At 41.5% G+C, this 24225-nt stretch carries 24 protein-coding genes; 15 read left to right on the top strand and 9 right to left on the bottom strand.

From position 1 onward, the window contains the following. Nucleotides 1-53 precede the first annotated feature (53 nt). The 3 genes from ACIQYG_RS06875 to ACIQYG_RS06865 all read left to right on the top strand — a co-directional run bounded on the left by ACIQYG_RS06875 (nucleotide 54) and on the right by ACIQYG_RS06865 (nucleotide 4692). On the top strand, nucleotides 54-1589 hold the full coding sequence (locus ACIQYG_RS06875) for an alpha-amylase family glycosyl hydrolase (protein WP_402836519.1): 1536 nt from the start codon (nucleotides 54-56) through the stop codon (nucleotides 1587-1589). Nucleotides 1590-1668: 79 nt separating this feature from the next. Further along, entirely contained in the window at nucleotides 1669-3318 is a 1650-nt protein-coding gene (locus ACIQYG_RS06870) for a glycoside hydrolase family 13 protein (RefSeq protein WP_402836517.1), read from the top strand. A gap of 330 nt (nucleotides 3319-3648) precedes the next feature. After that, on the top strand, nucleotides 3649-4692 hold the full coding sequence (locus tag ACIQYG_RS06865) for a LacI family DNA-binding transcriptional regulator (RefSeq protein ID WP_402836515.1): 1044 nt from the start codon (nucleotides 3649-3651) through the stop codon (nucleotides 4690-4692). Nucleotides 4693-4730: 38 nt separating this feature from the next. On the opposite strand, the gene ACIQYG_RS06860 is transcribed toward ACIQYG_RS06865, so the two are convergent. The 5 genes from ACIQYG_RS06860 to ACIQYG_RS06840 all read right to left on the bottom strand — a co-directional run bounded on the left by ACIQYG_RS06860 (nucleotide 4731) and on the right by ACIQYG_RS06840 (nucleotide 8403). Continuing rightward, on the bottom strand, nucleotides 4731-5519 hold the full coding sequence (locus tag ACIQYG_RS06860) for an MBL fold metallo-hydrolase (protein ID WP_402836514.1): 789 nt from the start codon (nucleotides 5517-5519) through the stop codon (nucleotides 4731-4733). A 118-nt stretch (nucleotides 5520-5637) separates the two neighbouring features. After that, the gene (locus ACIQYG_RS06855) at nucleotides 5638-6525 is read right to left on the bottom strand and encodes an SDR family oxidoreductase (RefSeq protein ID WP_402836512.1); all 888 of its coding nucleotides are present in this window, start codon (nucleotides 6523-6525) and stop codon (nucleotides 5638-5640) included. A gap of 217 nt (nucleotides 6526-6742) precedes the next feature. Beyond that, nucleotides 6743-7234: a YajQ family cyclic di-GMP-binding protein gene (locus ACIQYG_RS06850; protein ID WP_063232211.1), complete on the bottom strand. Its 492-nt coding sequence runs from the start codon at nucleotides 7232-7234 to the stop codon at nucleotides 6743-6745. A 102-nt stretch (nucleotides 7235-7336) separates the two neighbouring features. After that, nucleotides 7337-7468, bottom strand: coding sequence for a DUF3941 domain-containing protein (locus tag ACIQYG_RS06845; RefSeq protein WP_402836510.1), 132 nt, complete (start codon nucleotides 7466-7468; stop codon nucleotides 7337-7339). A gap of 68 nt (nucleotides 7469-7536) precedes the next feature. Beyond that, nucleotides 7537-8403 (bottom strand): DegV family protein, encoded by an 867-nt coding sequence (locus tag ACIQYG_RS06840; protein ID WP_402836508.1) that lies wholly within the window; start codon nucleotides 8401-8403, stop codon nucleotides 7537-7539. A 157-nt stretch (nucleotides 8404-8560) separates the two neighbouring features. Between ACIQYG_RS06840 and ACIQYG_RS06835 the strand changes: the two genes are divergently transcribed. After that, nucleotides 8561-9403: a YitT family protein gene (locus tag ACIQYG_RS06835; RefSeq protein ID WP_402836506.1), complete on the top strand. Its 843-nt coding sequence runs from the start codon at nucleotides 8561-8563 to the stop codon at nucleotides 9401-9403. A gap of 101 nt (nucleotides 9404-9504) precedes the next feature. Here ACIQYG_RS06835 and ACIQYG_RS06830 read toward each other — a convergent pair whose 3' ends face one another. The 3 genes from ACIQYG_RS06830 to ACIQYG_RS06820 all read right to left on the bottom strand — a co-directional run bounded on the left by ACIQYG_RS06830 (nucleotide 9505) and on the right by ACIQYG_RS06820 (nucleotide 10767). Further along, on the bottom strand, nucleotides 9505-9696 hold the full coding sequence (locus ACIQYG_RS06830) for a DUF3813 domain-containing protein (protein ID WP_402836504.1): 192 nt from the start codon (nucleotides 9694-9696) through the stop codon (nucleotides 9505-9507). Beyond that, nucleotides 9696-9848 (bottom strand): hypothetical protein, encoded by a 153-nt coding sequence (locus ACIQYG_RS06825; protein ID WP_164468789.1) that lies wholly within the window; start codon nucleotides 9846-9848, stop codon nucleotides 9696-9698. Before ACIQYG_RS06825 ends, ACIQYG_RS06830 begins: the two co-directional genes overlap by 1 nt. A 103-nt stretch (nucleotides 9849-9951) precedes the next feature. Continuing rightward, the gene (locus ACIQYG_RS06820; protein ID WP_402836502.1) at nucleotides 9952-10767 is read right to left on the bottom strand and encodes a Cof-type HAD-IIB family hydrolase; all 816 of its coding nucleotides are present in this window, start codon (nucleotides 10765-10767) and stop codon (nucleotides 9952-9954) included. A 216-nt stretch (nucleotides 10768-10983) separates the two neighbouring features. Here ACIQYG_RS06820 and ACIQYG_RS06815 point away from each other — a divergent pair, with 216 nt between their 5' ends. The 3 genes from ACIQYG_RS06815 (at nucleotide 10984) to moaA (ending at nucleotide 13297) form a co-directional block, all read left to right on the top strand. Then, nucleotides 10984-11772 carry a prolyl oligopeptidase family serine peptidase gene (locus ACIQYG_RS06815; RefSeq protein ID WP_402836500.1) on the top strand — a complete coding sequence of 263 codons (789 nt, stop codon included), beginning with the start codon at nucleotides 10984-10986 and terminating at the stop codon, nucleotides 11770-11772. Nucleotides 11773-11868: 96 nt separating this feature from the next. Continuing rightward, on the top strand, nucleotides 11869-12177 hold the full coding sequence (locus ACIQYG_RS06810; protein WP_192203688.1) for a metal-sulfur cluster assembly factor: 309 nt from the start codon (nucleotides 11869-11871) through the stop codon (nucleotides 12175-12177). 106 nt (nucleotides 12178-12283) lie between these two features. Then, nucleotides 12284-13297 carry a GTP 3',8-cyclase MoaA gene (gene moaA / locus ACIQYG_RS06805; protein WP_402836497.1) on the top strand — a complete coding sequence of 338 codons (1014 nt, stop codon included), beginning with the start codon at nucleotides 12284-12286 and terminating at the stop codon, nucleotides 13295-13297. Between the two features lie 243 nt (nucleotides 13298-13540). On the opposite strand, the gene ACIQYG_RS06800 is transcribed toward moaA, so the two are convergent. Further along, entirely contained in the window at nucleotides 13541-14230 is a 690-nt protein-coding gene (locus tag ACIQYG_RS06800; protein ID WP_402836495.1) for a Crp/Fnr family transcriptional regulator, read from the bottom strand. A gap of 231 nt (nucleotides 14231-14461) precedes the next feature. Between ACIQYG_RS06800 and argC the strand changes: the two genes are divergently transcribed. From argC to ACIQYG_RS06760, 8 genes are all read left to right on the top strand, one after another. Continuing rightward, nucleotides 14462-15499, top strand: a complete 1038-nt coding sequence (gene argC, locus ACIQYG_RS06795) for an N-acetyl-gamma-glutamyl-phosphate reductase (protein ID WP_402836493.1) — start codon at nucleotides 14462-14464, stop codon at nucleotides 15497-15499. Nucleotides 15500-15515: 16 nt separating this feature from the next. After that, entirely contained in the window at nucleotides 15516-16748 is a 1233-nt protein-coding gene (gene argJ / locus ACIQYG_RS06790; protein ID WP_402836491.1) for a bifunctional ornithine acetyltransferase/N-acetylglutamate synthase, read from the top strand. An 11-nt stretch (nucleotides 16749-16759) separates the two neighbouring features. Then, nucleotides 16760-17533 carry an acetylglutamate kinase gene (gene argB / locus ACIQYG_RS06785; protein ID WP_402836489.1) on the top strand — a complete coding sequence of 258 codons (774 nt, stop codon included), beginning with the start codon at nucleotides 16760-16762 and terminating at the stop codon, nucleotides 17531-17533. Then, nucleotides 17530-18681, top strand: a complete 1152-nt coding sequence (locus ACIQYG_RS06780; RefSeq protein WP_402836487.1) for an acetylornithine transaminase — start codon at nucleotides 17530-17532, stop codon at nucleotides 18679-18681. The genes argB and ACIQYG_RS06780 overlap by 4 nt, the downstream gene beginning before the upstream one ends. 81 nt (nucleotides 18682-18762) lie before the next feature. Further along, nucleotides 18763-19845 carry a carbamoyl phosphate synthase small subunit gene (locus ACIQYG_RS06775; protein ID WP_402836486.1) on the top strand — a complete coding sequence of 361 codons (1083 nt, stop codon included), beginning with the start codon at nucleotides 18763-18765 and terminating at the stop codon, nucleotides 19843-19845. Beyond that, nucleotides 19838-22957, top strand: coding sequence for a carbamoyl-phosphate synthase (glutamine-hydrolyzing) large subunit (locus ACIQYG_RS06770; RefSeq protein WP_402836485.1), 3120 nt, complete (start codon nucleotides 19838-19840; stop codon nucleotides 22955-22957). Before ACIQYG_RS06775 ends, ACIQYG_RS06770 begins: the two co-directional genes overlap by 8 nt. Further along, nucleotides 22954-23913 (top strand): ornithine carbamoyltransferase, encoded by a 960-nt coding sequence (gene argF / locus ACIQYG_RS06765; RefSeq protein ID WP_402836484.1) that lies wholly within the window; start codon nucleotides 22954-22956, stop codon nucleotides 23911-23913. The genes ACIQYG_RS06770 and argF overlap by 4 nt, the downstream gene beginning before the upstream one ends. Nucleotides 23914-24026: 113 nt before the next feature. Continuing rightward, nucleotides 24027-24206 carry a YjzC family protein gene (locus tag ACIQYG_RS06760; RefSeq protein ID WP_034314546.1) on the top strand — a complete coding sequence of 60 codons (180 nt, stop codon included), beginning with the start codon at nucleotides 24027-24029 and terminating at the stop codon, nucleotides 24204-24206. Nucleotides 24207-24225: the final 19 nt, after the last annotated feature.

Here is a 24225-nt window from a genome sequence, read left to right as displayed (position 1 = left end):
GGGCAAAAGGCTAATCTTAAAGGCGTAAAGAGATAGCTAGGAGGAGAGCGGATATGAGAAAAAGAGCGTTATCACTCGCTTTAATTCCGTTGCTTCTTTTTTACGCCATTCCAGTAGGAGCAGCTGAAAAAGAACAACGAACTTGGAAGGATGAAATCGTATATTCATTATTGGTCGACAGATTTTTCGATGGGGATACTCAAAATAACGGAGATGCGAACGTGAATGACCCTTCCGCGTTTAATGGTGGGGATTTCGAAGGTATCACGAAGAAACTGAATTATTTAAAAGATATGGGTTATACCGCTATCATCCTTTCACCGATTTTCGCTAATGATGAAAATGGCTATCATGGCGATTGGGTGGCCGATTTTTATAAAACCGATAAACACTATGGGACAATGAAAGAGTTTAAAAAACTCGTGAATGAGGCACATAAACGCGATATGAAGGTGATCATTGATTTTCAGGCAAATAATGTGGGCCCTGACTCCGCGTGGCTGACCGATCCCAAAAAACAAGATTGGTTCCATGAAGAAAAAAAGATTTCCAAGGACGGTAAGCAGAATGATTTGGAAACAGGATGGGTCGATGGTCTTCCCGATTTGAATCAAGATAATGAGGAAACAAGGAAATATTTACTGGATGCAGCCAAATGGTGGATAACGGAAACCGATATTGATGGATACCGTATAAATAAAGTCCAATACGTAGCAAAAGATTTTTGGAAGGAATTTGTGGATGCAGTCAAATCTGAAAAATCAAATTTCTATACAATCGGCGATGTACAAGGTGATGCGGAATTGATCTCAAGTTACAAGGAGACGGGTATCGATGCTTTTATGGCTTATCCGCAGAATGCTGAGCTACGTGAATCATTTGCTGCGCCCGATAAGGAACTGAAACCTGTTTTTAAAGCGTTTGCGAAAAGCGAAGATGAATTAGGGGGCAATGCCCATCAGGCATTGTTCATGGACACACAGGGAATGCCCCGTTTTACAAAGGATGCAGCCGATCATAACGAAAATCCAGGCTCCAGATGGAGAATGGCTCTGTCGTATCTATATACAATGCCAGGGGTTCCTATCGTATTTTATGGATCGGAAATTGCCTTAAATGGCGATATTGCCCCGGATAATCATAAGTTGATGAATTTTAAGACAGAACAGGAATTGGTTGAATATATAACAAAGCTTTCTGATCTCAGAGACATGTACCCAGCATTGGCAAAAGGGGATATGGAGCTTTTATATGAAAATGGTGGAGCTTCGGTATTCAAGCGTGCATATGGTGATGAAACCATTGTCGTCGCCATGAACAATACGACTGAAACTCAAACGATAAACCTTACTGATAAGGAACTTGAAAGTAATAAAGAGTTGAGAGGTATGCTGAATGGGGATCTGGTCCGCAGTAAGGACAACAGTTACTCGATCGTAATCGACAGGGAGACGACAGAAGTCTATACGCTGTCACCTAAGTCGATTATTAATATTCCTTACCTGTTAGTTATAGGATTGGTTCTTCTCATTTTTGGTATATTCATTGCTTTGGTTATTAAGCGTTCAAAACGGAATCAACCAAAATAATCATATACCTCTCGATTGTCGGTAGCCGCCAAACATTGTCCCTAAGGCTTTGTGGAAAACAGGATCGGGAGGTTACAGCATGAATAAGACCTGGTGGAAAGAAGCGGTTTGCTATCAAGTTTACCCGCGCAGTTTCATGGATAGTAATGGTGATGGAGTCGGAGACATAAAAGGTTTGATTTCAAAGCTCGACTATCTGCAGGAATTAGGGATAGATGTTATTTGGATTTGTCCTTTTTATAAATCTCCCAATGCAGATAATGGCTATGATATTAGTGATTATCAAGCAGTTTCCGATGAATTCGGTTCAATCGAAGATATTGATCTGTTATTGAAAGATGTTCACGGACGTGGGATGAAGGTGATACTCGACCTTGTTTTGAATCATACTAGTGATGAGCACCCCTGGTTCGTCGAGTCACGTTCGTCCCGCGATAATCCGAAACGGGATTGGTATATTTGGAGGGATGGGCAGGACGGCCGTGAGCCTAATAATTGGGAAAGCATCTTTTCCGGAAGTGCCTGGAAATTCGATGAAAGGACCAATCAATACTATTTACATTTATTTGCCGAAAAGCAGCCAGACTTAAACTGGAAAAACCCTGATGTGCGAAAAGCATTATATGAAATGGTCAATTGGTGGCTCGATAAGGGAATCGATGGCTTCCGGATTGATGCGATCACGCATATTCATAAGCGTGAAGGCCTTCCGGATATGCCCAATCCTTATTGGCATCAGTATGTACCTGCGTTTGAAATGCATACCAATCAGGACGGGATTCTGGATTACCTTCAGGAGTTGAAAGAAGAGACTTTCTCTAAGTATGATATCATGACGGTCGGTGAGGCCAATGGCGTCAGGATTGAGCAGGCGGAAGAATGGGTCGGGGAATCGAATGGGAAGTTCAATATGATCTTTCAATTTGAACATCTTGGACTTTGGAATAGGGGACAGAATCACGCTGTTGATGTTCAAGGGTTAAAGCGCACGATGACCAAATGGCAAAAGGGGCTGAAAAACAAAGGATGGAATGCTTTGTTTTTTGAAAATCATGACCAGCCGAGAAGTGTATCAACGTGGGGAAATGATCATCAATATTGGTTGGAAAGCGCAAAAATGATAGGAGCCCTATACTTTTTCATGCAAGGGACACCTTTTATTTATCAAGGTCAGGAAATTGGCATGACGAATGTCCAATTTGATTCGATTGATGATTATGATGATGTCGGAATGAAAAACTTTTACAGGATAGAGACCTCGAAAGGTCGTCCCCATGATGAAATCATGAACATTATATGGCATAGCGGCCGTGATAATTCACGAACACCGATGCAATGGAATGATATTGAAAATGGCGGATTCACTCATGGAACACCTTGGATGAGGGTTAATCCAAATTACCGCGCCATTAATGTAGAACAGCAGAAAAATGACCCGTCATCCATTTATCATTTTTATAAAAAGATGATTGAACTTCGAAAAAAACATCAGGTCCTCGTATATGGGGAATATGAATTATTATGGGAAGATCACCCCGATCTTTATATTTATACAAGAACTATGAATGATAATTCAGTCATGGTAGTATGTAACTTTAGTATGAATCACCATCAAATCGACCTTTCCTATTGGGGGGAAATGGAACTTTTGCTGGCTAATTATGAGGATTGTCCTGAGGTGTCGCTTATTGATTTACGTCCATATGAAACGAGGATTTATCGTTATTGATTTCTATGGACTAGATTGGAAATGGCTTAAAACCTATGTAGTTAGTCGTCTGACTTCTTGATTTCCAATAGACCTGTCGTTTTTTAAGAAGCTGATCATACATCAGCTTCTTTTTGGATTTTAAACATGAATGAAGAAAACGGAAAAGTAAGTATTTTCTGAAAAATTAAATAAACATTAAAAAAAGTATGGATATAACTATTGGACTGAGTGTATTATGAATACATACAAAATGTATAAATATAAAACAAATATTAAAGAAGTGTTTATTGGTATTCACCTTTTTTTAAAATGAAGTCAATAAAGGCTAAGAAGGGAGAGGGGAAATGCATGGCCATCACAATAAAAGATGTGGCACAGCTAGCGAATGTTGCTCCTTCAACAGTTTCTCGAGTGATTGCAAACAATCCTCGGATAAGTGAAAAGACAAAGGTACGGGTACGTAAGGCGATGACTAAATTAGGATACCATCCAAACTTCATTGCACGTAGTCTTGCCAATCAATCGACCAGGATCATTGGTTTGGTAATGCCAAGTTCGTCAAATGATTATTATCAAAACCCATTCTTTCCGACGATCCTCCAGGGTCTAAGTGAGGGAGCTCAGGAAAACCATTATTCCCTGTTGCTAAGCACGGGAAAAACAGAAGATGAAATCTACGAAGGAGTAGTGAATATGGTGCAGGGAGGGATGGTGGATGGAATAATCCTGATGTATTCAAGGATGAATGATCACATCCTGACCTATTTGAGGGAAAGGGCTTTTCCATTTGTGATCATTGGGAAACCCTATGATTACATCGAGGAGATAACATATGTTGATAACGATAATATCTTGGCTGCCGAACAGGCAACGGATTACCTCATACAGCTAGGACATGAAAGGATTGGATTCATCGGAGGTGATGTAACCCTTGTGATGACCCTTGATCGCTTGTCAGGTTATGAACGGGCATTGAAGCGGGCTGGAATCGATCGAAGGGGGGAATATACCCTGCATGAAGATTTTTTGCATGAAGGGGGACAAGCAGCTGCAAAAAGGTTACTATCCATCGAAGAACCACCAACCGCTTTGGTTGTCAGTGATGATCTCATGGCACTTGGCATCGTGCATTCACTTCGCGAGATGGGCGTGCGCACTCCTGAAGAAATTTCAATCGTCAGCTTCAATAACGTTCTTTTCTCTGAACTGTCATTACCAGCCCTGACTTCCGTAGATATTAATATTTTTGATTTAGGATATCAGGCCGCTAAGGGCATCATTCATATGCTGCAGACTGGAGATGCACCTGCCGGGACCATCATTCCACATCATTTCGTGGAAAGGCATTCCTGCAGATCGATCAAGCAAGGTGCAATGGCCATGACATACTGAACGAGAGGGCATTGCGTAAAAGCAATGCCTTGTTTTCACTAGAAATGTATGCTGAAACTTTTGAATGCATGTACACCCGTTCCGTGTCTGACTAAATTATTCTCTTTAAGATATTGAATGGCTGCAAGGACTTCTTCAAGGATCCCTGGTTCGAGGCCTAGTTGGTTGTGCCCGCCATAGATTTTGGAGACTGACTTGATCTTTGTGATTTTTTCCAACGAATTCACAAGGTCTTCAGGACTTGTCGAGGGATAAAATGCATAAACGGGAGTATCTGAATAAAGCAGGTCGCCAGTAAATAAATAACCTGTTTCATTATCCAAAATTGAAATGTGGCCAGGTGAATGCCCAGGTGTATGATAAATGCCTAAACTGCGGTTTCCAAGATCAATCGTGTCCCCATCCGATAACAGCCTATCAGGGTAACCCCGGTATGGCTTGTATGTATCAGGATTGAATGATTCGGGTATGGGTAATGTGATATCCCGGGCCATGTCCTTTCTTATTTGTTCCAAGGACAAACCTGCAATGCCATTAATCAGCCAATTGGCATCATCACCATGAACATAAATTGTGTCATAATCACCGTGACCGCCAATATGGTCAGCATGAACGTGTGTGGTCAGGACGATGATCGGAAGATCTGTAAGCTGGTCTGTAATCCGCTTAATCGAATCGATGCCTAACCCTGTATCGATTAACGCAGCCCGGGTCTCCCCTAGTAATAAAAAGGAATGAACTTTCTCCCAATGACCATATTCACTGATTGCAAACGTTTTTGAGTCCAATCCCTGAACGGTGAACCATGGATCTACAATATTTTTCAAAAATGACTCCACTCCTTCCCACTCATATATTCCGCGTTAACCGGGAATATCCTGCATGAAAGAGCAAAAGCAGTGGATTTCAATTTGTGAAATCCACTGCTTTTGGAAAGGTAAGGTCTTATCCGTTTACAACGGTCCCGCCGTTTACATGGATGACTTGTCCGCTTACATAGGATGAATCATCACTTGCCAAATATACATAGGCTGGTGCCAATTCCTCTGGCTGCCCTGCACGGCCCATTGGAGTATCCTGCCCGAATTTGGCAACATCCTCTTCGCCGAATGAGGCAGGAATCAACGGTGTCCAGATCGGACCTGGCGCAACACCATTCACTCGGATGCCATCTTTTGAGATGGAGTTCGACAGGGCTCTTGTAAATGCCAGTATTGCACCTTTTGTTGAAGAGTAATCGATTAGTTTTGGGTTGCCCTGATAGGCTGTGATAGAGGTTGTATTAATGATGCTGCTTCCTTTTTTCAGGTGCTTCAATGCAGCTTTAGTTAAGTGGAACATCGAGAAAATATTCGTGCGGAACGTTTTTTCCAATTGTTCAGCCGAAATGTCCAGGATACTTGTCTGCACATGCTGTTCTCCGGCGTTGTTGACTAGAATGTCCAAACCGCCAAATTCTTCAACCGTTCTTTTGACGACATCCTGGCAGAAGGCTTCATCACCGATATCACCGGAAATGAGTAAACATTTTTGGCCTTCTTTTTCGATCAATTCTTTTGTCGCTTTGGCATCCTCGTGTTCATCCAAGTATGCAACTGTCACATTCGCTCCTTCTTTAGCGTAGTAAATGGCAACTGATTTACCGATTCCGCTGTCTCCTCCTGTTATGATTGCCGTTTTACCTTTTAATTTGCCGCTTCCTTTGTAGGCAGCTTTAACTGAATCAGGGTTCGGTTCCATTTTTGTTTCCAATCCAGGTTGATGCTGCTGATGTTGAGGTGGAAATCCTTGCTTGTTCTGATTTTGAGTAGTCAAGATATAAACGCCTCCCATTTAATTATCTACGCTTTCTCTATTCCTTCTTTTAGGAAAAAGAAAACATGGAAAAAATACCCACAAAAATCATGTTTAATGTTTTAACTGAAGGGAACATGACTAGTCTTTCCATGTTCCATGAAGGCGATTCATTTGAAGGAAATGGGGGATGAACGCTGAAGGAGGCAGTTGAAACAATTAAAAAAAGACCCACCAACAGGTGAGGCCTTCATACTTAGCGGTAATTTAAGAATTGTACATCAATGGACAGATCAGCGCCCCGAATAGCGGAAATGATACCTTGTAAATCATCCCGGTTCTTACCGGTAACCCGGATTTGATCATCCTGGATCTGGCTTTTTACTTTAAGGCCGCTATTTTTAATGATGGTATTGATCTTTTTAGCTTGCTCCTTATCGATGCCTTGAATTAGCTTGGCCCGTTGGCGAACGGTCCCGCCAGAAGCCCCTTCTAATTTGCCATAATCCAGGTTCTTGACGGGTACGTCACGTTTAATGAGTTTACTGATGAGAACATCCTTTAGCTGTTCGAGCTTATATTCATCGTCGGATACTAAAACCAAGTCTTCTTTTTCAATGGTGATGCTGCTTATGCTCCCTTTGAAATCATAGCGTGTCTGTATTTCCTTCATAGCCATGGTAACTGCATTCGTTACCTCTGAAAAGTCTACTTTCGAAACAATATCAAATGAATTTTCCTTTGCCATCACTTACCTCCAGCAGGGTTTATTTCCTTTATTATAGAGAAAGTATGTTAGGAAGACAACTATCTAAACGATATAAAAAAGCGAGGGGACAAGCCCCACGCTTCATTTATGGTCCGTTTTCTTCGAATAGGAGTGCTTACCTGCAGCAAGGTTTTCCTGATATGCGATATTTTTTTCAGCATTTCTCGCTTGGTTATCTTTTGGCCTTTTATTGTCATCGGCTGTTTTGGACATAGTGAAAACTCCCTTCCATTATCTGATCAATATATATTGTTCACAATTATGGAAGGGAGTATGTATGTTTATGATTTCTCAGGGGTATCGTTTAAGAAGAAGAGGGCAATTGTGCCAGGACCGGCATGTGCACCGATGACGGAGCCAATTGTATGGATCATGAAGTCGGTTGTCCCGAATTCATTTTGGATGGCTTCCTTCCATTCCAGGGCAGTTGCTTCATCGTCACCATGACTGATGGCAATCGTTTGGGTTGTTAAGTTTTTGCCTCTTTCATGCATTAATTCGATTACACGTTTAATCAATTTCTTTTTGCCGCGTATCTTTTCAAGCGGAACAAGCTTCCCATCTTCAACATGCAATAACGGTTTAATGTTTAATAAACCGCCAACAAGGGCAGATGTCTTGGAGATACGGCCGCCACGGGCCAGATATTCAAGGTTATCTACAGTGAATAGATGCTCCATATGCCGGCTTTGGAATTCGATGGCAGCCAGGATTTCTTCTTTAGTGGCACCGTTGGCTGCCAGATCGGCTGCTTTTTTTACAATTAAACCGACGCCCATCGAAGCGCATTTCGTATTGACGATTTCAATGTCAAGGTCAGGGTACTCTTCCTTCACCTGATTAAGAATCATCACTGCCGTTTGATATGTTCCAGATAACTCAGAGGAAAAGGCTATATAAATCCCTTGTTTTTTCTCTTTGGCAAACTGTGTGAAAAGTTCTATAAAGTATTCTGGGGAAGCTTGCGATGTTTTCGGGGTTTTTCCTTCAAGCATCGCCTGATAGACTTCGTGAGAATTAATGGTAAGTAAATCTTCATAATTTTCCCCGTCAAGATGGACTTGTAAAGGGATTAATGAAACATTGTTTTCCTTATAGAAAGACAACGGCAAATCACATGCACTATCTGCAAGAATTGTGATAGCCATAATACACCTGCTTTCTTTTTACAATTTTTAGAAAATGAGTGGTCACTCTACTTTTTAGTGTAGCACGTAACGGTAAAAATTCAATCTCTACGTAAATAGAATAAATAATTAAGGGTAAAAAGATAATAGAATAAGGGTGAAATGGAGGTTTTTTAGGATGTACAGTGGTGAAATGAAGAAAATTATCATAGTTGTGGTGGGCGCATTGCTTAATGCCGTTGCAATGAACTTTTTTCTAATACCGGCAAACGTATATGCAAGCGGCTTTACGGGAGTGGCCCAGCTTCTATCGAGGATGATTGGATCTTTTGCTCCTTTTGATGTATCAACAGGTATTCTATTGTTTTTATTGAACATTCCAGTAACGATCATTGCTTGGCGAAAGGTTGGAAAGTCTTTCACATTTTATAGTTTCCTCAGCGTCGCCTTGATGTCCTTCTTTATGGAAATCATTCCGATCACACGCTGGTCACCTGACATATTATTGAATGCGGTATTTGGTGGAGTCATAGCTGCAGTAGGTGTGGGGATCACCTTGAAATACGGTGCATCGACTGGCGGAATGGATATTATCGCCATGCTTCTTTCACGGAAGAAGGATAAACCTGTAGGTACTTATTTATTTCTGCTGAATGGCGTGATCATTGTAACGGCAGGTGCTGTTTATGGACCGGAAAAAGCTTTGTACACGCTTGTTACCCTTTACACATCGACCCGTGTCGTGGACGCGATACATACACGTCATGAAAAGCTTACGGCCATGATCATTACAAAGAAAAGCGAAGAGCTTAAACAGGCAATCCATGCTAAGTTAGTTCGCGGAATTACAAGGGTTCCCGCTAAAGGTGCGTTCACCAACGAAACTAAGGAAATGCTATTGATTGTCATTACAAGGTATGAACTTTATGACCTTGAAAAGATCATCAAGGAAGTGGATCCACATGCTTTCACGAACATCATAGAAACGTCAGGCATTGTTGGAACTTTCCGCAGGGAATGATATTAACAAAAAATCAAGGCCACTATTAAAGGCGGTAAGGCACGAAATAACAATTGATGAAAACAAAGTGAAAGCCTCCAGGAATCCTGGAGGCTTTCACATTATTTAGAGTGATTTTCCAGCTCTTCCTGAAGTTCTCGCAATTGTTCTTTTTCAGCCTCGGTCGTATTGGCAAAAGCTGATGAAAGAGCGTTTTTAGCGATTTCCTCAGTCTTATGCTGGTCACCCTCATGCTCAGAGTGGAGAGCTTCTTCAACAAATTCCCTAGCCTTTTGGAATAATTTGTTTCCCATTAGAAGCCACCATAGCTTTGTTCAGACATAATTCTTAACCTGTCTTTTTCAGCCTCTTCAAACGTAGTGTGATAAGGGATTTTTTCGGCATGCCTGGCAACACTTTCTTTGCCCTGCTGAACAAATCGTTTAGATTTACTGCTTTTACCCATTCTTATCTCCTCCGATTCTGAGCGTTGTCGACAACGGAATGAATCTGTTGTCCATATTAGTTTGGCTTGAAAGGTGGAAATTATGAAGGTAAAAAATGACGGATTAGGCTTTTATATTGAATTTTTCTTCGAGGAAAACGGCTATACCATCTTCTTCATTCGTCAATGTAGTCGTATTTGCTACCGTTTTTACTGGTGAGATCGCATTTCCCATGGCCACCCCGGTTCCCGCATATTCGAGCATTTCCAAATCATTATCTTCATCACCGAAAGCGATTATCCTGTTTTGAGGAATTTCCAGATAGTTGGATACGCGTTTTAGCCCTACGGCTTTACTTAACCCGCTTTTTATTATTTCGATGATATGAAAAGGCTCTGCCCATCGGCGATGATCGACCAATTCTGCATGGACATCGGATAAATGCTGGCGAATCTGTCCTACGAATTCACTATCTGTGTGAATCAGCATCGAAGTTGGGGAATCCTGAAGGTAATCGCGCAAGTCACCGGTCTTCATGATCGGATTTCCTAGATTGAACATGTTCATCAACTTTTCATCATGATAATGGACATAAACTTCATCCCGGACTTCAGCGATGATGTTGTGAAATTTAAACTGATCACACGCTTCGACAATATCTTTCGCAACATTTATATCCAGTGGAGAGTGGTATACCCCCCAGCTTGTATGTAATGGGTGATGGACGAAAGCGCCATTGAAATTAACGATTGGTGTAGTCAACCCCAATTCCCGGTAATATTGTTCACTTGAGCGAAAGGGACGCCCGGTGGCGATCATAACCTCGTGTCCATCTTCCTTTAGTTTTAGGAGTGTTTTTTTAGTCCTTGAAGAAATTGTTTTGTTATCTGTAAGTAAAGTACCATCAAGATCCAATACGATTAAATGTTTCTCAGCCATGTACACACCTTCTGTTCTTTTTGATTTCATTATATGCAAATATTGTTAAGCCTATTTTAAGGTAAATGTAAATCTTTTTCATTCTTTATGCATTCCTGTATGATATTACTATATCCAGGATTATTATAATTAAAGCGAAGCTCAGGTTTAAAGGAATGGAATCCATTTTGATAATGGTATTGGAAAGACCGGAACAAATTATTCGGAGGGGTTAACTTGATAATAATTGAAAAAGAACTAATAGGACAAATTCCTGTATTGCACCTAGGGGAAGAAACCACTTTCAATCAGGAATTGCCGCTTATAATTTTTATACATGGTTTTCAAAGTGCAAAAGAACATAATCTACACTATGCTTATTTATTGGCTGAAAAGGGGTTTCGTGTGCTTCTGCCTGATGTGATTCATCATGGGGAAAGGGAAGCCGGTTTAAGTGAATCTCAAATGATGCCCCGTTTTTGGGAAATGGTTTTACAAACAATCCAGGATTTATCTTTGTTGAAGGATGATTTATTATCCCGAAAATTGATTGAGCCCGAAAGAATTGGCGTAGCAGGTACCTCAATGGGGGGAATAGTGACTAATGGGGCCCTGGCTGCTTATGAATGGATTTCCGCCGGAGTCAGTTTAATGGGGAACCCATCATATGTCGCGTATGCTGAGCTCCAAATGGAGGAGATTAAGAAAAGGAAAGTTAATTTCCCAGCTACTGATGAGGAAGTTGCGAAGGTGATTGAACAGCTCAAGCCATTTGATTTGAGTCTTAATCAGGATAAGCTTTCCGACCGACCGCTTCTTTTTTGGCATGGAGCCAAAGATCCGGTTGTGCCTTATCAACATGCATACCGTTTTTATGAAGGGGTCAAAGCAGGGAATGACGAGACAGAAGGAAAAATTGATTTTATCCTTGACCCTAAGGCTGGACATAAGGTCAGTAGAGAAGGAGTGCTTAAGACAGCAGACTGGTTCACGAAACATTTACTGTCAACTGTGCAAAATGCTTAAGTACTCACTCAAAATCTGTTATGATGCTTATACGGACATAATGATGAAACCGATAATCTAAAACGAAGAAATTTTTCCATAAAAGGAGTGATCGAAGTGGATCAAGATACAAAAGACATTATTTTTGGAGCTTTGGAGCAGGTCATTGACCCTGAGCTTGGTATAGATATCGTTAATTTAGGCTTGGTATATGATGTGGATATGGATGAGGAAGGTCTGACTACCGTTACGATGACATTGACAGCAATGGGCTGTCCGCTAGCCGGGACGATCGTCGATCAAGTTAAATTGGTTCTGGAAGATATCCCAGAGGTCAAGGAAACGGATGTAAAGATTGTCTGGAGTCCGCCATGGACGAAAGACAAAATGTCCAGGTATGCTAAAATTGCATTAGGAATCAAATAATATCTCTGTAATAGAAATGAGAAGCCAGTCAAAAAAAGTGAATCCATTCAAGGAGCCACTTTTTATGGTCTGGTTTTTTCTAATACATTCGGCTAGGAGTGGTTAATTGAACAGTCAAATTAAAGATTCATTGGACAGGCCACTAAGGGATTTAAGGATTTCAGTCATAGATCGCTGTAACTTTCGCTGCTCGTATTGCATGCCTGCTGAAATTTTTCATGAGAATTTTCAGTTCCTGCCTAAAAGTGAGCTATTATCTTATGAGGAAATTGTAAGGCTTTCTAAAATATTCGCAAGCTTAGGTGTAAAAAAACTAAGGTTGACAGGCGGGGAACCATTACTCCGGAGAGATCTTACCACTCTGGTTTCAAATCTCGTTAAAATTGAAGGTATTGAAGATATTGGACTGACCACGAATGGTGTCTTCTTGAAAAAGCATGCCGTGGATTTGAGGGAAGCTGGTTTACAGAGAGTGAATATCAGCTTGGACAGCCTCGATGACGATCTTTTCAAGAAGATGAACGGCAGGGATATCGGCATAAAGCCCGTTATTGAAGGCATCGCTGCTGCCAAAGAAGCAGGGCTTGGCGTTAAAGTGAATATGGTTGTGAAAAAAGAAACCAATGAATCTCAAATCCTGCCGATGGCCCGATTTTGTAAAGATGAGGGCATTCAATTACGCTATATTGAATTCATGGATGTCGGACACACAAATGGCTGGCAGTTGAAGAATGTCATTACGAAAAAAGAACTGCTTGCGATGCTTCAAACCGAATTCGATCTTGAACCTGTTGAAGAAGATTATTTTGGGGAGGTGGCAAAACGCTTCCGTTATAAGGGCACTACTGCAGAAGTGGGCTTCATAACCTCGGTATCCGAGTCTTTTTGTTCAAGTTGTACACGTGCACGTCTTTCTGCAAATGGAAGTTTATATACATGCCTGTTTAATGGAAAGGGACATGACTTGAAGTCATTGCTCCGTTCCGACATGACAGATGAAGAGTTGACCGGGTTCATCATTTCACTTTGGAACCGCAGGGACGACCGCTATTCGGATGAACGGGCAGCGGGAACGGTGAAGAAACAGGAAAAAATCGAAATGTCATTCATTGGCGGGTAATCTGTCCTAATGAATGAAAAATTAAGGGATGGCAGCTATGCCATCCCTTATTAGTATAGTGTCAGGATTTGATGTCAGACAATGGACGAAATCGATTTTTATACTTTTTTTATGCATTTTTATATAGGACACAAGGTAATGAAAATAATTCAAAGGTCCTAGGGGTGGATTTAGCCTGAAATAAACTCCAATCATATTAAGATCAGTAAGGCATTATGTATTGCTTCTTTTTATGGGATGGATTCAATCGATGGTACAGATTTCAATTGGACAGTTTTCACAGTCGATTTCCTGTTTCAAATAGTCAAAGTCAAGAATCGTAATGCGTCCCTTTTTAATCGAGATGACATTGTTTTTCCTTAATTGAGCGAGCATTCGATTGACCACCTCGCGGGAAGTACCGCAAAAATTGGCGAGTTCTTGGTTTGTAAATGGAAGATTGATAATTTTACCGTTTTCTGCTTCAGTTCCATAGCTATTTGATAAACGGATGAGGGTGGAGTAAAATGCCCCTTTCTTACCGTGCAGGAGCATATCGCGGAATTTAGCCTGATTTTTACGGTTTTGAGAGGATAACCATGTCATCATCTCAACAGCAAGAAGGCTATCGGAGGCGATTTTTTTCTCTAATGATTCTTTGGAAATAACCGCAACAGTTCCATCTTCCATCATTTTTGCATTCATCATATATTTAGGATTTTGAGAAAACAAGACTGTTTCCCCAACCAAATCATTCTCCGAACTAATGCGTATAGTTAATTCACGACCGTCTGGAACAACCTTGCTCACTTCCACTTTCCCTTTAATAATGTAATACAAATCACTTGCTGGGGTGCTCTCATGAAAAAGGTAGCACCCTTTTTCCATATGTTTAACTTGTTGTTTATTATCTAAAATTGCATGCATCCGATTAGATAATGATAATTCATTCATGCCTATGACCACCTTTCAAAAACCGTCATTACTCAATTACTCCTTTGATTTAAACGAAAAAAAACCTAGTAGTCAACAAGTTTGGATAATTTTAGGATTTTAGATGGATGATTTTTCATTTGGAATTTATGTTTTAAATTTTATAAAAATACATTTGATTTTATTTTTATTCAGTCTTATAATAATAGAATCAAAGATTGACAGGGACCTGAAATTATAGGAGATGGTTTTATGAACGTATCAATAGTAGGCGCAACGGGTTATGGGGGAATGGAACTAATAAGGTTTTTGAATAATCATCCGCAATTTAAAATAAAATCATTGCATACTTCATCCCAATTTGGTCGAAATTTATCTGAAGAAAATGCACATTTAATGCATATGGAAGATACATTAGAAGAAATTGACCCGGAAGCGATTGCAAAAAAATCCGATATTGTATTTCTTGCAACTCCTTCTGGTGTTTCATCGCAATTGGTTTCGGAATTTTCTGACCTTGATATTAAAGTGATCGACCTATCAGGAGACCTCAGGCTTCAAACTCCAGGTGAATACGAGCACTGGTATAAAAAGCAGGCCGCGCCACAGCATATTATTGAAGAATCTGTATACGGATTGGCTGAATGGAATGCCGAAGCAATAAAAAAAGCGGCGATTATTGCAAATCCTGGGTGTTACCCAACCGCTTCACTATTAGGTCTTGCCCCTTTATTCACTGAAGGATTGGCCGGAGCAGCTGCCGATGTCATCATCGATGCAAAGTCCGGGGTTTCAGGGGCGGGTAAATCACTTTCGGCAGTCACCCATTATAGTGAAATGAATGAGAACTTTAAGATATATAAGGTGAATCAACATCAACACATACCGGAAATCGAACAACAGCTCGGGCGATGGTCATCAGGTTTACAGCCCATTACATTTAATACCCATCTTGTTCCAATGACAAGAGGGATTATGGCAACGATGTATATAAAGGTAAATCGGGAAACCTCAAATGTTGAATTAAAAGATTTATACGAAACCGTATACGAGAACCACCCATTTGTCCGGGTACAGCCCCTTGATCGCTTTCCATCCACGAAACAGGTATATGGATCGAACTTTTGCGACATTGGCATTGATTATGATGAAAGGACAGGTAAGGTAACGGTGGTTTCGGTTATTGATAATTTAGTGAAGGGTGCTGCAGGGCAGGCCATTCAAAATGCAAATATAGTAATGGGACTAGAAGAAACGGCAGGACTATGGAACAGTCCGATATATCCGTAAACTTTGGAGGGAAACAATGAATACACTACAGCCAGTTGAGGAAATCAAACAAGTTCAAGAAGGAAACATTTTAATGCCCCAAGGGTTCAAAGCGTCAGGTGTCCATGCAGGATTACGCTATTCTAAAAAGGACGTTGGCATCATTTTTACCGATGTTCCAGCATCAGCGGCGGCGGTTTATACACAAAATGTAGTTCAAGCCGCTCCAATCAATGTAACGAAAGATAGTATTGCGGTTACTGGAAAACTCCACGGCATAGTAGTGAATAGTGCTTGTGCGAATGCTTGTACAGGTGAACAGGGTTTAAAAGACGCAAATGAAATGAGGAAGCTTGCGGCTCAAAAGTTCGGTTTGGAGGACCATTCATTTGCAGTGGCTTCAACGGGTGTCATAGGGGAATTCATGGAAATGGAAAAGGTAAGAAAAGGCATAGAGTCATTGCAGCCAGAAAATACACCTGAAGCTGCTGAAGCTTTTGGTACCGCCATTTTAACAACGGATATCGTAACCAAGAGCTGTGGATATGAAACAATCATTGACGGTAAAACCGTGAAAATGGGCGGTGCTGCAAAGGGTTCGGGAATGATTCATCCAAACATGGCCACAATGCTCGGCTTCATTACGACGGATGCTGTAATTGAACCGGATGACTTACAGCAAGCACTATCCTCCATTACAAATGATACATTCAATCAAATCACGGTTGATGGCGACTGTTCAACGAATGACATGGTTTTGGTGCTCGCAAATGGAGAAGCGAATAATGAACCTTTGACACCTAACCATCCAGAATGGTCCATCTTCCTGGAATTATTAAAGCAAACTTCGGAAAATCTCGCCAAACAAATTGCTAAAGACGGAGAAGGTGCCACAAAACTGATTGAAGTGAATGTTCATGGCATGCATACGAAACAAGATTCACAGATGATGGCGAAGACGATAGTTGGTTCAAATCTAGTGAAAACGGCAGCTTTTGGAGCGGATGCAAACTGGGGACGAATCATAGCTGCAATGGGAAGAAGCGGAGTGGTATTCAATCCGGATCAAACAACAATCGTTTTTGGTGATATCGTCGTACTTAAAGATGGTGAGCCGATTATGTTTTCTGAGGAAGATGCCAAAGCATACTTGGAAAATGAAAGTATCATCATAAATGTTTATTTGAAAGATGGTAATGAATCAGGCACGGCATGGGGCTGCGATCTAACCTATGATTATGTGAAAATAAACGGAAGCTACCGTTCGTAGAGGTGAAAAGTATGAACATATTAGTCATAAAGTGCGGCGGCAGCATCATTAATGAGTTATCGGAGTCATTTTTCAATAGTGTTAAAGAGTTACAAAACCGCGGCTACCATATCGTCTTTGTGCATGGAGGCGGCCCTGATATAAATTCAATGCTTGAAAAATTTGAAATTGAACCAGTATTTGAAGATGGGTTAAGAAAAACGACCGCTGAAGTGCTGGAAATCGTGGAACTTATGCTGGCAGGCAAATCGAACCGTAGCCTCGTTCATAAATTGGCAGCTCATGGCATCAAGGCAGTCGGTTTAAATGGCTCTGACGGCGGAATTCTCACAGGTGATTATATCGATGAACAGAAACTTGGGGCTGTTGGTGAAATACAACAAGTCAATACGGAATTATTCGGACTTTTATTCGAAAAAGGTTATTGTCCGGTATTGACGCCCATTTCATCTACCGAAGAAGGCACTAAATTAAATGTGAATGCCGATATGGCTGCCGGGTCTGTAGCGAAGGCACTATCGGCTGATATGTGTTTATTTGTGACCGATGTTCAAGGGGTCTTGAAGAATGGGCAGATCATTGAGAAATTGAATGAAACGGAAACGAAGAATATGATCATGGATGGAAGTATCCATGGCGGAATGATCCCGAAAGTCAATACAGCTTTATCGGTGCTGAATAAAGGGATTGAAGAAGTGATGATCGTTAGCGGGAAAGATCATTTTTATCAAGGCGGACAATTCATCGGTACGAAATTTCTTCAGGAGGAAGGGGTATTTCAATGAGTTCTTTATTTCCAACATATGCAAGGTGGAACATTGAGCCAAGAAAAGCGTCAGGATTGAAGATTACGAGTGCAACAGGTAAAGAGTATCTGGATTTCACATCCGGAATCGGGGTTTTGAATCTTGGACATTGTCATGAAAAAGTAAAAATGGCCGTGACGGAACAACTTAATAAATATTGGCATGTATCGAACATGTTTCAAAGTTCCATACAGGAACGGACAGCAAAAATGCTGGCTGATGCCTCTGGTTTAAGTCGGGTGTTCTTTGCCAACAGCGGTGCCGAGGCGAATGAGGCAGCTATCAAACTAGCACGAAAAGCTACCGGGAAAAGCAAAATTGTCACATGTCAGCAGTCTTTCCACGGACGTACGTTTGCGACGATGGCTGCAACGGGGCAGGAAAAAATCAAGACTGGTTTCGGACCGATGCTGGCTTCGTTCGAATATGTTCCATTTAATGATAATGATGCCATGACAGCAGCCATTGATGAAAATACGGCAGCTGTAATGATTGAAATCATTCAAGGAGAAGGCGGCATCCATGTTGTACAGCAATCATATCTGGACGTGATTCAAACCAAATGCCAAGAACACGGAGCTCTCCTCATCATAGATGAAATTCAGACTGGGATAGGACGTACAGGGAAACCATTTGCATTTCAGCATTTCAATATCCAACCGGATATCATCACTTCAGCAAAGGGGCTGGGAAATGGCCTGCCAATCGGGGCGATGATTGGGAAGGAAGCGCTGTCTGAGTTCTTTAACCCTGGAAGTCATGGATCCACTTTTGGAGGTAATCCCGTAAGTGTCTCTGCAGCCGAAGCCGTATTAAAGGAAATTTTTCAATCAGGGTTTTTAAAAGAAACCGTTAAAAAGGCTGAATACCTTGAAAGTGAATTGGCAAAAGCATTGAAGGACATGGAAGAAGTGAAAGAGATTCGCGGTCTGGGAATGATGGTCGGAATTGAATGTAAACAAGATGTTCAGGTGTTTTTAATGGAACTCCAAGAAGAGGGCTTACTTGTATTGAGTGCAGGCCCTAAAGTACTTCGTTTACTCCCATCCCTGACAGTTACCGAACCTGAGATCGATAGGGCTATATATAAAATTAAAAAAGTATTGGGAATAAAACAAACCGTCTAAATTTATTGAATTTTTATAGAACAAAATGAATAATTATGCTATTGTATATATAAATATACATCATCTAAAGAGGTGAAGATCATGAAAAGCTATCTATATTTAGAGAATGGTTCCGTCTTTGAAGGCGAGCTGCTGACTAAATCGACTGAAAAAACAATCACTGGAGAGATTGTCTTTTTCACAGGAATGACCGGATATCAAGAAGTGCTGACAGATCCTTCATATAAGGACCAGATTGTCATCTTCACATACCCGCTAATAGGGAATTATGGAATCAATGAACATGATTTTGAAAGTAAGAAGCCGCATGTTGCCGGTGTGATTGTATATGAAGGAAATATGAGCCATTCCCATTATCAGGCTAAATATTCACTTGGCGAATATTTAGACAAGTGGAACATTCCTCTTTTAAGCCATGTTGACACAAGAGCGGTCGTTAAGAATATAAGACAGGAAGGTTCCATGCAGGCAGTCATCACAGCCGAAGAAAAATACACTGTCGTACCGGGCCTGAATGGATTATCACCCCACGTTGCCGAGGTATCCACAAAGGTTGTCCAGAGCTTTGGGGAAGGCGACAAGCATGTTGTGATGATGGACTTCGGCTATAAAAAATCCATATTGGATTCATTGGTCGAGCAGGGCTGCCGAGTCTCTGTCGTGCCATTCGATACTGAATTCGAGCAAATCAAGGACTTGAAGCCAGATGGTATTTTGCTTTCAAATGGGCCTGGGGATCCAAAACAGCTTGAATACCTCTTAGGAAACATTAAAAAAATCATTACGAATTTCCCAACGATGGGCATCTGCCTCGGTCATCAATTAACGGCCCTTGCCTTAGGCGGGAATACAAAAAAAATGCTGTTTGGACATCGCGGTGCAAATCAGCCCGTGGTCGATTTGAAAACGAAAAAGGTGTATATGAGTTCGCAGAACCATAGTTATGAGGTTGATGAACCGAGCCTACAAGGAACATCGCTGCAAGTGAGATTCAGAAACGTGAATGATGACACGGTTGAGGGACTCATGCATGAAGACTTGCCAATCTTCACTACCCAGTACCACCCAGAGGCAAATCCGGGACCTATCGAGAGTTCATTACTATTCAATGACTTTTTACAAATGATAAATGATTATAGCGGGAGAGAAAAAGCTTATGCCTAAGGACGACACGATACAGACCATTTTAGTGATTGGTTCGGGGCCGATTGTCATCGGGCAGGCCGCCGAATTCGATTATGCAGGTACACAGGCCTGCCTTGCTTTAAAGGAAGAAGGATATAAAGTCATCCTGGTCAACAACAATCCTGCAACGATCATGACTGATGACATGAATGCGGATGCTGTCTATTTCGAACCTTTAACGGTTGATGTACTGGAAAAGATCATTTCCAAAGAAAAGCCCGATGGCCTGCTCGCTACATTAGGCGGTCAAACAGGATTGAACCTAGCTTATCAGTTGGATGATGCTGGAATACTTGAAAAATATAAAGTCAAATTATTGGGAACTCCGATCGATTCCATCAAAAAAGGGGAGGATCGTGAGCTGTTCCGTGAGTTGATGTTTGAAATAGGTGAACCCGTTCCCGACAGTACGATTGTCCATACACTTGAAGAAGCGCTGGCTTTTGCCGACAAAATCGGTTTCCCCATAATCGTACGTCCCGCTTATACACTCGGCGGAACTGGCGGTGGTATTGCCGATTCACTGGATACCTTTAAGGAACTTGTACGGGGCGGACTGCAAGAAAGCCCAATTACACAATGCTTGATTGAAAGAAGCATAGCTGGTTATAAGGAAGTCGAATATGAGGTTATGCGAGATGGCAACAATACGTGCATCACCATCTGTAATATGGAAAATATCGATCCGGTAGGGATCCATACAGGTGATTCGATCGTCGTGGCACCATCACAGACTTTATCGGATGATGAGTTTCAGATGCTGCGTGCCGCTTCCATTAAAATCATCTCTGCTTTAGGCATCATAGGCGGCTGTAATATTCAATTTGCACTTGATCCGAATAGCAAGCAATATTATTTAATAGAAGTGAACCCGCGCGTCAGCCGTTCATCGGCACTAGCTTCAAAAGCAACAGGTTATCCCATTGCCCGCATAGCGGCAAAGCTCGCTGTCGGCTACGATTTATCGGAGCTCATCAATCCTGTAACGAAAAGCACTTATTCAAGCTTCGAACCTGCGCTTGACTATGTAGCTGTGAAGTTTCCGAGGTGGCCATTCGATAAATTCACGACCGCCGACCGCAAATTGGGAACACAGATGAAGGCGACTGGTGAAGTGATGGCTTTACACCGCAGCTTTGAGGGTGGAGTCCAAAAGGCCGTAGATTCTTTGGAATTGAAAACGATCGGGCTGCAGCTATCATCGCTGAAAAATAAAACCGTTCCTGAACTTTGGGGAAAGCTTGCCGAAAAATCGGATGAACGAATCTTTGTCATTTTTGAAATGCTTAGAAAAGGCGTGACCATTGAAGAAATCCATGAAGCGACAGCCATAGATTATTTCTTCCTTAAATCCTTTGCTTCATTGATCCAAAGCGAAATGGAGATTGAAGCGAAGGCAATCGATCAGGTAACAAGGGAAGAACTTCAGACATACAAGGAAAAGGGCTTTTCCGACCGCTATCTTGCTTCCGTATGGAAAGTAAGTGAGATGGAAGTGAGAGCACACCGCAAATCACTAGGCATTACGGCGGTCTACAAAACGGTTGATACATGTGCAGCCGAATTCGAATCACATACAAACTATCACTATTCAACATATTTTGGTGAGAACGAACAGCAAAAAACTGATAAAAAGAAAGTCTTGATGATTGGCAGCGGTCCGATCCGCATCGGACAGGGAATAGAATTTGATTACTGTTCGGTTCACGGTGTTTATGCACTCCAGGATGAAAATGTTGAAACGATCATGATCAATAATAATCCGGAAACGGTGAGCACGGATTTTGCGACGGCAGATCGCCTTTATTTCGAACCGTTGACCCTTGAATATGTTCTTAATGTAATAGAAGCGGAAGACATAAAAGACGTTATCGTCCAATTTGGTGGGCAGACTGCAATAAACCTTGCAAAAGGCCTGGAAGAATACGGTGTCAATTTGTTGGGGACATCCTTCGATACACTTGATCAATTAGAAGATCGTGATCGTTTTTATCAGCTTCTTCAAAAACTGGATATCCCCCATGTACCAGGTTCAATGGCTAATGGTGAAGAACAATTAATTGCCCATGGAGAGGCAATCGGCTATCCGGTGCTCTTACGCCCATCCTATGTAATAGGCGGCCAGGGAATGGAAATCATCCGCTCCAAGGAAAGCTTGTTGAATAGAATAGCAAATGGAACGGCACTAGTCTATCCCGTGTTGATCGATTCCTATATTCCAGGGAAGGAAGCCGAAATCGATTTGATTGCGGATGGAAATGATGTATACATTCCCATCATTGCCGAACATATAGAGAAAGCAGGCGTCCATTCAGGGGATAGCATGGCATTATTGCCAGCTCAATCCTTAACGGATGATATCAAAGATAAAATGACCCTTTATGCTAAAAAACTTGTTAGTGAACTTGGTTATAAAGGGCTTATGAACATCCAATTCGTAATTGAGGGAAATAGTGTATATGTATTGGAAGTGAATCCTCGTGCAAGTCGGACAATTCCAATCATCAGTAAAGTGACCGATGTACCCTTGGTGCAAATAGCGACAAAAATATTGCTTGGGAAATATTCATTGTCGAATGCATTCGAAAAAACGGGCTTAATGGATGAAATTCCATATGCAGTCGTCAAATATCCCGTATTCTCTACATTTGCGCTAAGCGGCCTTGATTCGAAGGTAGGTCCGGAAATGAAATCAACAGGTGAAGGAATCGCCATTGGGGATACGGTAAATGAAGCGTTGACAAAAGTGTTCCATGCTCAAAAAGCTAAACATACTACAGGTGTTTATCAATCAGGATCAGTCCAATTAAGTGAAGATTTGTTAGTGCAAATCAAAGAAGCAGGTTTGACATTGGGGAACTCAGGTTTTGATAAATGGTTAAATGAAGGAAATGCGGCGGTCGTTTTGGCATATGGATCAACGGAAGAAGATAAGAAGCTAAGGTTACTTGCAGCGAAATACCGACTGCTTGCATTTACGGAAGAAGAGACGTTCAAGGCCTATCTACAATCGGTAGAAAATGCTGATCCAGGGGTTACCTCGCTTCAGGAGTGGCTTTTACCATATACGAAAGGAGTGTCACACGTATGAGTTCAATGACGGCACCGACACAAGCGAAGATTTTAAATGGAAAAGATTTTTTGACCATGAAAGAGTCTACACCAACGGCAATTGCAGATTTGTTAAAGCTGGCACAGACCATTAAAGGCAAATTGCAAGCTGGTGAAGAATATACCCCTTTAAAAGGGAAAACGCTGGGGATGATCTTCGAAAAATCGTCTACCCGTACCCGTGTTTCTTTTGAAGTGGGCATGATGCAGCTTGGCGGACACGCTTTGTTCCTGAGTGGCAATGATTTGCAAATTGGACGTGGTGAAACTATTTCCGATACTGCAAAAGTCCTTTCTGAATACATTGACGGCATCATGATTCGTACCTTCGAGCATGAAAAAATCCTGGAATTGTCAGAAAATGCTTCTATTCCAGTCATCAATGGATTAACAGATCTTGCACATCCCTGTCAGGTGCTTGCTGACTTCTTGACGATCATCGAGATAAAAGGGCAGTTAAAAGGCTTGAAGATGAGTTATATCGGTGATGGCAATAATGTTGCCAATTCATTGATGGTAGGCTGTGCAAAAATGGGAATGGATTTTTCCATTGGATGTCCTGACGCCTACAAACCTGATGAAAAGGTCGTCGCCTATGCTAAAAAAGTGGCAGAGGAGACTGGCAGTGAAATTTTGGTGACAACCTCAGCTTCGGAGGCCATAAAAGATGCGGATATCGTCTATTCAGATGTTTGGACCTCCATGGGGCAGGAAGTCGAGAATGGTATCCGCTTAGAAGCTTTTAAAGATTATCAAATCAATGGCGAGCTGGTAAAACTTGCCAAAGAAGATTATTTATTCATGCATTGCCTGCCTGCACATCGGGAGGAAGAGGTTACGGCTGAAGTCATCGATGGACCTAATTCCGTCGTTTTCCACCAAGCCGGAAATCGCCTTCATGCCCAAAAGGCGGTCCTGGTTGACTTAATGTCTTAACCAAAAAAGGCGTCTGCTCTGAGCAGACACCTTTTTTGTTTCCTAATTTTTCTGACATGAAAGGAAGGAACCTGGTAATAATAACAGAGAAAGCATGCAAAGGGGTGAAATCTATGGGGCAAAATCGTCAATTTAAGCCAGGTCAGAAGGCACCTAATAATGGGACCTACGTAGAAATCGGTGAAACGGGCAGCACGGTAGTGAATCCGAAAATGGTAAAGCTTGATGCAGGGGATTCTTTTCCTGAAACATCCAATCATAACCGGATTTGGACATATAAGCGGAAGCCATGAAACATCTAAAAGCAGGAAA

Origin of the sequence: Peribacillus sp. NPDC096622, from assembly GCF_044762665.1 — a bacterium.
Lineage (GTDB): Bacteria > Bacillota > Bacilli > Bacillales > DSM-1321 > Peribacillus > Peribacillus frigoritolerans_B.
Note: the sequence above shows the minus strand (reverse complement) of the source record. Positions and strands in the feature narration are given on the sequence as shown.